This window comes from uncultured Lutibacter sp. (assembly GCF_937891065.1).
GTDB lineage: Bacteria > Bacteroidota > Bacteroidia > Flavobacteriales > Flavobacteriaceae > Lutibacter.
In genome coordinates this window covers 1-9039 of record NZ_CALAEQ010000242.1, presented here as the reverse complement: position 1 = coordinate 9039, position 9039 = coordinate 1, and the positions used below count along the sequence as shown (strand labels likewise).

General features: G+C 29.2%; 5 protein-coding genes. 4 read left to right on the top strand and 1 reads right to left on the bottom strand.

The genetic code is table 11. The features are described from left to right. The coding region (locus tag Q0352_RS13185) for a hypothetical protein (RefSeq protein WP_299528194.1) at positions 1-535 on the top strand (535 nt) is incomplete at its 5' end. Positions 536-611: 76 nt separating this feature from the next. Continuing rightward, positions 612-1484 carry a hypothetical protein gene (locus tag Q0352_RS13180; protein ID WP_299528192.1) on the top strand — a complete coding sequence of 291 codons (873 nt, stop codon included), beginning with the start codon at positions 612-614 and terminating at the stop codon, positions 1482-1484. Positions 1485-1838: 354 nt separating this feature from the next. Here Q0352_RS13180 and Q0352_RS13175 read toward each other — a convergent pair whose 3' ends face one another. Continuing rightward, entirely contained in the window at positions 1839-1991 is a 153-nt protein-coding gene (locus tag Q0352_RS13175) for a hypothetical protein (protein WP_299528190.1), read from the bottom strand. 1467 nt (positions 1992-3458) lie between these two features. On the opposite strand from Q0352_RS13175, the gene Q0352_RS13170 reads away from it, so the two are divergent. Together Q0352_RS13170 and Q0352_RS13165 are read left to right on the top strand one after the other, a co-directional pair. Further along, entirely contained in the window at positions 3459-6032 is a 2574-nt protein-coding gene (locus Q0352_RS13170) for a CheR family methyltransferase (RefSeq protein WP_367274651.1), read from the top strand. Positions 6033-6083: 51 nt separating this feature from the next. Continuing rightward, on the top strand, positions 6084-9017 hold the full coding sequence (locus Q0352_RS13165; RefSeq protein ID WP_299528188.1) for a PAS domain S-box protein: 2934 nt from the start codon (positions 6084-6086) through the stop codon (positions 9015-9017). Positions 9018-9039: the final 22 nt, after the last annotated feature.

The following is a 9039-nucleotide window of genomic DNA, read 5'->3' as shown; positions in this document are numbered from 1 at the left end:
ATTTATAAGTAAAAAAATACAAAAGATGAAATCTATAAAAATAATGTTGTTGGTCGTATTTTTGTTTCTTTTTGGAATTTCAACTATTGAAGCTCAACAAGAAAAGCAAAATCAACAGCAAAACAAGTCCCAAAATTTACATAAAAATCAAGGAATGGATAATGCTGCATTACTTGAAAACTTGTCCGAGCAACAAAAGGAAATGATTCATGAGCAAAGAGAAATAATTAAGCAACATAGAGAACTGTTTAAAAAGAGTTTTAATGAAGAGCAACTGGCTATTTTTGAAAATACAGCACTTTCAAAACAAGAAAAACATGATGCTTTAATGTTAAGTTTAACAAAAGGTCAAAAAGCGATGTTAGTTGATCATAAGGCAAGTGTACAAGAAAGTAAACAACAGTTTAAAAATACGATTACAAGTGAACAACGCCAACAAATAAGTAGTAGAATGCAAACCAATAAAGAGACACAAGGCGTTAATGAATTAAGAGAGACCATGAAAGAAAATAGAAAACGACGCGGTAAAAATTAATAAAATTAATAAATTAACCCCATAATTTAAGTGGTTGAGGGAATTCCCTCAACCACTTATTAAAATTGTGCTATAAATGAAATTTTTTACTACATTATTATTGGTATGGGGCTTTGGCCTTTTTTCTGTTTATGCACAAGTGCCAACTAAAGAAAAAGAATTGGATGATTTTGTGGATGAATTTTTTATGGAAGATGAGTTAATAAATGATTTAATTAAATCACTTTCAAAGTATCAATTTTTATATATTTCTACGACCTATAATAGTGATACTTATTTTTCTGGTAGAGATATAGGGATAGATCAGTACAATGTGAGCCCACAAATTACCTATGTAAATTCTAGCGGATTATTTGCTAGTTTGTCGGGTAATTATTATAGTGATTTTGTACCAAATTGGGATGTTACTACTGTAACAGTTGGGTATGGTAACAACTTCGGAAAAAAGAAATTGTTTAAATACTATGCATCGTATTCAAAATATTTATATGCCAATGATAGCAATGCTATTTATAGCAATACATTAAATGCAGGATTAGGGATTAGAAATAAAAATAGAACTTTAGGAACTCAACTTTCAGGAGCCTTTTTGTTTGGAGAAGATGAATCGTTTCAAATAACGTCCAATAGTTACGCTTCTTTTAATTTATTGAAAACAAAGAAATCAAGTTTAAAACTGAAGCCACAAATAAGTATTTCTGCAGGAAAACAAACCATTGATTTAGCAAGAATTAATTTTATTGGAGGTGAAATTGTTACAGAATATATACGAAATGAAACGTTTAATTTAATTAACACTCAATTAAGTATTCCTTTGCAATACAATGTAAATTCATTTGATTTTGAAGTAGGATACACCATTAATTTTCCACATCCTATTGGAGAAGAATCAAATCTTACTTCAACAAGTTTTTTTAGTGTTTCTTTAGCATATATGATTGGTTTGTAAGTTAATATGTTGTTCTTAATTTCGTTTAATTTGATATTTATGGAGTCTTATAAGGAATGAAACTTATGAATATTTGAGTAAACAGGCTATTAAATACTATTATATATAAAAGATTGCAATATTTTTGCGGATGTAATAAAACATTTTTTATATTTACATGTATTAATAACTAAAAAATTAACTTTTAAAAATATACGAGTATGGCAAAAAGTCAAGACGCAAAGAAAACCGTAAAAAAAGAACCAGCTAAAACTGCTAAAGAAAAAAAGGCAGCTAAAAGAGAAAAGAAAGCTGGTAAAGTATAATTTATTATTTAAACCTCATTTAATTATAAATGAGGTTTTTTTTTGAAGTTTAGTCAGATTCTTCTTGATGTTTTTTAATAATAGCTTTTATACGTTTCGTATGTAATTCTTTAGCATCTCTCAATTTTGTCTTTTTTTGATTCATTAACTTAGAGTGCTTTGCTTTATTTTTTGTGTTTTTCGCTCGTCCTTTTTTCGCCATGAATTACAAATTATTGATGTTGTTTAAAATATTTAATGAATGAAATTAAAGATACCAAGGCCCAAACTCCTTCTAAAATTATGAATGGTAAATAGTTTAAAAGTATAGAAGCCAAACAAGCTAATGACGCTCCTACGAAGTTTAAAAGGATAAAATACAAATTTTTGTTGGTAATAATGTCCAATATATTTAAAATATAAGCTAGCAGTATTAGAAACACCCCAATAAACCCTAACCAATCTGTAGTACTCATAATTTTAAGTTTTATTTACATTTTAATGTGCTATTTATAGAATTGAAACGTATTTTGTTAAATTAACAATTATAATAATGGTTGAATTAACTTCTTAAATATCTTTAGTTTATCAATGTGCTTAAAAAAGCAATATACTAAAATTAGCAACCCTATCTTCTTAATTGTTGTATTAATAAGTTGGATATTTACTTAGGTAGGTTTTAAGAAATAAACGATCTCTTAAATGTACCATTTGCTTATAAATAAGAATGTAAAAGTTAGTTGTTCAAAAAACAGAACACCATTATTTTGGTAGTAAAATAATAGAAATCTCATAAAAAGGAAAAGTTATGATTTTACAATCGTTGTTTTTTTTGTTTATGAAAGAAAGTAGTAATGTAAATGAGATATCATTAATTTTAAATTAATCATGAAAATTCCATAAAACACTATAATTATACCATTTACGACAAGAATGATGTCAAATATCAAAATATGATATTTATCATATAATTTATGCTACATTCGCAACCTAACAAACTAACTAAAAAAGTATCTTTACTTTCTCCACGAGTAAATTGGGTTGATTTTATTTGAAATTTTAAATAAATCAACTACTATGAAACAAAAATTAACACGTATAACAGTAAAGAATTTGGACTAAGAAATATTCGTACAATTTTCCCTTTCTTTATTCTTAAAAACAAGGAAGTATTAAGTATTGATCAGGTAAAAAAGCTCTATACATCTTAAGTTTACAAAGTCTTAAATTTAGACTACTAATCAGAAAGAACAAAAGATAGAATTGATATTTAGTAAGCCAGAATTGTTAAATTAAATAAGAGGTGTTAAAACATAATCCCACAAAAAATGTGGAATTATTTTGGGAGTAAATCTTCAGCGAAAAGTGAACTGATTTTAACAATTACTTAGAGATTATGTACGCTCCTTAAATCATAAAAAGCACTAAAAGGTTTAAAAATATGAAGTTTTTAAACCTTTTTTTATACACAAGGTTTGCATAAGGTTTTGGTTAAAATTATTGGTTCTTCTTCTTCTTCTTCTTCTTCTTCTTCTTCTTCTTCTTCTTCTTCTTCTTAAAAGTAAAAATAACAGACGTAAAATAATTCGTAAACGCTTAAAATTAATTATCTTTAAAGCATGTAATTAAGGATTACAAAAAATGGTTATAAAAAAAAACAGATTTAAAGAGTAAAACAAAAGTTAAAAAAATTGAAGCTAAACCACCTAAAAGTGCTGATTTTCCAATAGTTGGTATTGGCGCTTCTGCTGGTGGTTTAGAATCTTTATCACTTTTCTTTAAAAATATGCCCAATGCTACTGGAATGGCGTTTGTTGTAATTCAGCACTTAGATCCAAACTATGTGGGTATGATGCCTGAGCTGTTGCAACGAACTACAAATATGATGGTTTTGCAGGTTAAAGACAACCTTTTGGTAAAACCAAACACTATTTATGTAATTCCTCCAAATAAAAGTATGTCTATATTAAAAGGCGTATTGCATTTATTTGCCCCAATAGAATCGCGTGGATTACGATTGCCAATTGATATTTTCTTCCGCTCACTTGCTTTGGACAAACAACATAAAAGTATTGGAATAATACTTTCAGGAATGGGGAGCGATGGTAGTTTGGGGTTAAAAGCAATTAAAGAACACAGCGGAGTTGTTTTAGTACAAGATCCTATAGATGCTAAATTTAACGGGATGCCAATTAGTGCTATTAAAGCAGTAGTTGCAGATATAGTGGCACCTGTAAAAGAGTTGCCTTTAAAATTAATTGAGTTAATTAAATTGTATCCAAAGGCAAGTGCCAGTGAAAAAATTGCACATAAAACCAGCAATAATATAGATAAAGTTATTATTATTCTACGTGAACAACTAGGACACGATTTCGCTTTATATAAAAAAAACACGCTGTTTCGAAGAATTGAAAGACGAAAAGGAGTACATAAAATAGATAAAATTGAAAACTATGTGCGATTTTTACAGGATAATCCAAGCGAAGTAGAAATTCTTTTTAAAGAGTTGTTAATTGGTGTAACTAACTTTTTTCGCGATATAGCTGTATGGGAACTACTTAAAGAAAAAGTACTTCCTGCATTAATTAATAAATTGCCAAATGGGTATGTATTAAGAGCTTGGGTTGTTGGTTGCTCTACAGGTGAAGAAGCGTATTCATTAGCTATTATTTTTGATGAGGTGATGCAGCACGTTAAAAAAAGTAAAAAAATTAGTTTACAAATATTTGCTACAGATATTGATATAGTTGCTGTTGAGAAAGCGCGTAAAGGCATTTTTTTAAAGAACATAATTAATGATGTTTCACCAGAAAGAATTACTAAATATTTCACAGAAACAGATGAAGGGTATCGTGTAAATACACACATACGAGAAATGATTGTATTTGCTCCTCAAAATATAATTAAAGACGCTCCTTTTACCAGGCTCGATATAATTACCTGCCGTAATGTGCTTATTTATATGGAAACTGAATTGCAAAAAAAAATAATAGATTTATTTAGTTATAGCCTTAATATAGGCGGTATTATGGTACTTGGAACTTCTGAAACACAAGGAAGTAGTAGAGATGCGTTTAATGAAATTGACCTTAGAAATAAAATATTTAAACGAAAAAAAACAAATAAAAAAATAGATCTACTTGATTTTCCAAGTTCATTTTATCATAAAAAAACAAAGACAATGCTACAAAATAAACCAACTCAAGTTATTGAGGATATACAAATTCTTGCAAATCAGGTGTTGTTGCAGCGTTTCGCTCCCGCAAGTATTTTAGTGAATGAAAAAGGCGATATACTTTATATTACTGGGCATACAGGTGATTTTTTGGAACCTGCTGCAGGAAAAGCAAATTGGAATATTTATGCGATGGCACGTGCAGGTTTAAGTGAAGAACTTCCAAATGCAATTTTTAGAGCATTACAAAATGTTGATACGGTTCAATTGAATAATCTTAAAATAGGAAACGGAAAAAATGTTTGCTTTGTAGATGTAACCATACAACGTTTAGATACTCCTGAGGCTTTAAAAGGAAATATTATGCTCATTTTTTCAAATGTAAAGAGTGAAGATGAAAATGTACTTTTGGTATCAAAAAATAAAAAACCAGCGTCTACAGGAAGGATAAAGGGATTAGAATTTGAATTGAAACAAAAAACGGAAGATCTTCAACATATGGGTGAGCAAATGCAAACTTCACAGGAAGAACTAAAATCTACCAATGAAGAATTGCAATCTACCAACGAAGAGTTACAATCAACCAATGAAGAATTAACCACTTCTAAAGAAGAAATGCAGAGTTTAAATGAAGAATTGCAAACCGTAAATATGGAGCTTCAGAGCAAAGTATATGATTTTGAACGGATAAATGCTGATATGAAAAATCTGCTGAATAGTACGGAAATTGCAACTATTTTCTTAGATAAGGATTTGAACATTCGCAGTTTTACCGATTCGGTTACTAAAATATTTAAAATTAGAAAAGTAGATATTGGAAGACCACTTACTGAACTGGTAAGTGTATTGGAATACACCAATTTTGAGCACGATACCAATCAAGTGCTAAAAACCTTAAATACGGTTGAAACTAACATTGAAACAAATGACAATAGATGGTTTGCAGTTAGAATTATGCCGTATCGCACACTTGATGACCGCATAGATGGTTTGGTAATTACATTTAATAATATTTCTGATTCTAAACAATTAGAAATTGAACTTATGAAAGCCAATGATATACTTGAAAAGAATAAATTAAAAGAATAAAAAAAATTGATATGTTACAACTAAAAATACAATTTTTATAATAACATAATTATGAATAAAAAAAACATCCCAGATAAAACTTCACTTCGAAAAAAGGCAGAAGAGTTGCTGAAAAACCAAGTGGCTAAAAATTTTTCGCAATTTGATGAAACCAATGCTGAGAAATTGATTCATGAACTGGAAGTGCATAAAATAGAGTTGGAAATAACAAATGTAGAGCTCAATGAAGCTAATAATCTGAAAAAAGAATTAGCTAATAAATATATTGAATTGTACGATTTTGCACCCAACGGTTATTTTTCAATAAACAAAGACAACGAAATTATTGAACTAAATTTTGCAGCAGCAAAAATGCTTGGGAGAGATCGTTCAAATGTTAAAAAAAGCCAATTTGGTTTTTTTGTGTTACCAGAAACACGTACAATCTTTAATCAGTTTTTAGAAAACGTATTTAGCAGTGGTTTAAAACAAACGTGTGAAGTTGTAATTTCAACTAACGGAGATGCACCTATGTATTTATACCTTACAGGAATTATAGTTGCAAATGGTGATTATTGTTTAGTAACCGCAATTGATATTACAGAACAAAAAAAATCACAAGAAGCGCTTCTTAAAAAGGATAAAGCTATTAACGCTTCAAGCCAAGTGATTTTTATAACAGACCAAGAAGGAATTATAACCTTTATAAATCCTGAATTTACCAAAATGTATGGCTATGAAGCTGATGAAATTATAGGAAAAACAACGCCAAGAATACTAAAAAGTGGTGCTCAAACAGATCAATTTTATACTAATTTTTGGAATACTTTACGTAACAAAGAAAGTATAATATCTGTAGAGTTTAATAATAAAAGAAAAGATGGTAGTTTTATTGAGGTAGCTTCAACGGCTAACCCAATATTAGATGAACAAGGTGCTATTATTGGTTTTGTTGGGATGCATAAAGATGTTACAGAGCGTAAAAGAGCAGAAACCATTCAAAATATTATCCTTAACATTTCAAACGCTTCTCAAAAGGATTCAGATTTAGTTGAATTTATAGGGATTATCCAAAAAGAATTAGGACGTGTAATAGATACTTCTAATTTTTTTGTAGCTCTTTATAATGAGGAAACCGACACATTCAAATTGCCCTATTTTAAAGATGTACAAGATAAAATGACCAAATTTCCTGTTGGAAAAACAATGACTGGACTAGTAATTAAGAAGGGTGTTTCATTATTATTAGATAAAGAGGCGGTTAATAAGTTGGTTAAAAATAAAGAGGTTGATAAAATAGGTTTTGATTCAGAAATATGGCTTGGTGTTCCTCTAAAAACAAAAGATAAAATAATTGGAGCCTTAGTTGTACAGAGTTATACCAATCCAACTGCATTTGCAGAAAAAGATAAAGAGGTTTTAGAGATTATTTCACATCAAATTAGCCTTTCTATTGAACGTAAAAACAATGAAGAAGAATTAAACAGTACAAAAAAATATTTAGAAAATTTAATAAACCATGCAAATGCTCCAATAATAGTTTGGAATTCAAATTTTGAAATTCAAATTTTTAATAAAGCATTTGAGCGATTAACAGGTTATGTATCCAATAAAATAATTGGACATACGCTTGAATTTTTATTTCCTTTAGAAAGCATTATAGAAACAAGAGAAAAAGTAAATCATACCGTTTTGGGTAATTTTTGGGAAACAATTGAAATTCCAATACAATGTAAAAATGGAGAAACAAAAATTGTTTTGTGGAATTCAGCAAATATTTATGATAGCGATGAGAAAACACTGATCTCTACAATTGCACAAGGAAATGATATAACCAGTAGAAAAAAAGTGGAATTAGATTTAATTAAATCCAAAGAAAAAGCAGAAGAAAGCGATCGATTAAAATCTGCTTTTTTAGCTAACATGAGCCATGAAATCCGTACACCAATGAACGGTATTCTTGGATTTTCTGATCTTCTAAAAACACCACACCTTTCAGACGAACAACAACAAAAATACATTGGTGTTATTGAAAAAAGCGGTAAACGAATGCTAAATATTATTAATGATATTGTTGATATTTCTAAGATAGAAGCTGGTTTAATGCATGTGGAGATTAAGGAATCCAATATAAACGAACAAATTGAATACATTTATACTCTTTTTAAACCTGAAGTTGAAGCTAAAGGAATGCAGTTTTTCTTCAAAAATACATTACCACTAAAAGAAGCCTTCATTAAAACTGACCGCGAAAAAGTGTTTGCAATTTTCACCAACTTGGTTAAAAACGCCATTAAATATACAAACGAAGGTTCCATAGAATTTGGATATGAAAAAAAAGGAGATTACTTAGAGTTTTATATAAAAGATACAGGTATTGGAATTCCAAAAGACAGACAGGAAGCCATTTTTGAACGTTTTATTCAGGCTGATATCATGGATAAAATGGCACGGGAAGGTGCAGGGCTTGGTTTGTCAATTACCAAAGCATATATTGAAATGCTTGGCGGTAAAATATGGGTAGAAAGCGAAGAAGGTATTGGCTCCACATTTTATTTTACGTTACCTTATTTTATGAAACCGAAAGAAAAAAATAGCACTAAAGATGTTGAGGTTACTGAAAACACAGAACACCAAGTTAAAAACTTAAAAACACTAATAGCTGAAGATGATGAAGCGTCAGAAATATTGCTATCTATAAATGTTAGTGAGTTTAGCAATGAAATTAAAAATGCAAGAACTGGTACTGAAACTATTGAAATTTGCCGTAACAACCCTGATATTGATTTAATATTGCTGGATATTCAAATGCCTGAAATGAATGGACTTGAAGCAACACGTCAAATACGGAAGTTTAATAAAAATGTAATTATTATTGCACAAACAGCTTATGGATTAACAGGTGATCTAGAAAAATCGCTGAATGCAGGATGTAATGATTATATTGCAAAACCAATTAATAAATCTGAATTAAAGTCACTAATACAAAAGTATTTCAATAAATAATAAAAAAGTAACGAGCAGTTAA